At 57.8% G+C, this 1,269-nt stretch carries 1 protein-coding gene and 1 pseudogene; one reads left to right on the top strand and one right to left on the bottom strand.

Annotation, left to right across the window (positions count from 1 at the left end; all coding sequences use genetic code 11):
* Positions 1-26: 26 nt before the first annotated feature.
* A complete protein-coding gene (locus PAN31117_RS26935) occupies positions 27-410 on the bottom strand; it encodes a hypothetical protein (RefSeq protein WP_150740879.1) in 384 nt (127 codons plus the stop codon).
* Positions 411-553: 143 nt separating this feature from the next.
* Here PAN31117_RS26935 and PAN31117_RS26930 point away from each other — a divergent pair.
* Positions 554-1,269 (top strand): annotated as a pseudogene (locus PAN31117_RS26930) (hypothetical protein); the annotation flags it as partial.

The following is a 1,269-nucleotide window of genomic DNA, read 5'->3' as shown; positions in this document are numbered from 1 at the left end:
CCAACGTAAGCGGGTCGTATCACTTGCTAATGGCCTTTCGCGTCGGGACTGGAAGGCGTTTCGCTTGGCGATCTGTCTGCTGGTGGATGAGGGAGCTTCATTCGATGCAGGAAGTAGAGCGCTAGCCCGATGCGTAGCTCCTCGTCAGAAAGCGGCGGACCAGGCGGCAAAGTGAGGAGTGGGTTTCGTTCGCGTTGATTCGCAAGGGCAACCACGATCATTTGTGTGTGTCGCTCCAGTAGAACGCGCCAAGCACCATCGGAGAGTCCCTGCCATGCGGTTGCAATGTCTTTCTGCATCCGGTCTATGGCTTCGTCCGCCTCGACTTCGAACGCTGCGTCGTATGGCAATACGTTAATCCGGTGAAGACATGATCGAAACATGTCATTCAATGGCCACATGATTTCCATGTATCTGTCACCGGTTATTACCTGTGCTGCTGTCTGCATAAGTTCTTGCATCCGTGATCGGCATTGGCCACCCCGGACCATGGATTTGCCCCAGGTGTTCATTAGTCGAATGATTGAAGGAGAGTGAAAAGAGCATGGGATCCATGGCCTTTTCGGATAAAGAGTTCTTGGCGGATCTGGCCGAACTGGCATCGTCTCTTCGTCGGGATATCGATGCCTTTTCGACCGGTCTCGATCCGTCGCCGGACGCTATAGCGTCTCGGCGAAAACGGGTGCTTTGCGACGCCGATTTCCGGTTTTTCGCATATAACTACTTCCCGCACCACATTCGCGGCGAGTCATCGCTGTTTCAGGCGCACTTCTGTCAGATCTTCCCCCAACTGCTGCTCATGCCGAACGGCGTGCGCGAATGGTGGGTCGCTCCCCGTGGCGAGGCAAAATCGTCGCTGGCCACGAAGATTGGGCCTGTTTTCGTCGTCGCCCTGGGTTTGCTCCAACGCGACGAGATCCGGCGGGAGGTCGGCTGGCAAGGCAACGCCCCGGCGTTTCTCGATTACTTACTGCTACTCGGCGCGGAAACTTCGCTGCCGACCAAGCTGCTCGAAGTCATCAAGACGGAGCTGACCGTCAATTCTGCGCTGGCGCTGGACTTCCCAGAGATCTGCGGCAAAGGGCCCAACTGGAAGGTCGGCGAGATCGTCACGAAGAACGGCGTAAAGATTGAGCCGTTCGGTGCCGAGCAGGCGGTGCGCGGCACGTTCCACGGCGCGAGCCGCCCCAAGGTGCTCTTCGGCGATGACCTGATCACCGATGCCGAGGCCAAGAGCGCTACGGAGCGCGACAACCGCTGGACGTGGCT

The sequence above is a fragment of the Pandoraea anapnoica genome (genome assembly GCF_902459765.1).
Classification (GTDB): domain Bacteria; phylum Pseudomonadota; class Gammaproteobacteria; order Burkholderiales; family Burkholderiaceae; genus Pandoraea; species Pandoraea anapnoica.
This window is presented reverse-complemented; position numbering and strand designations above follow the sequence as displayed.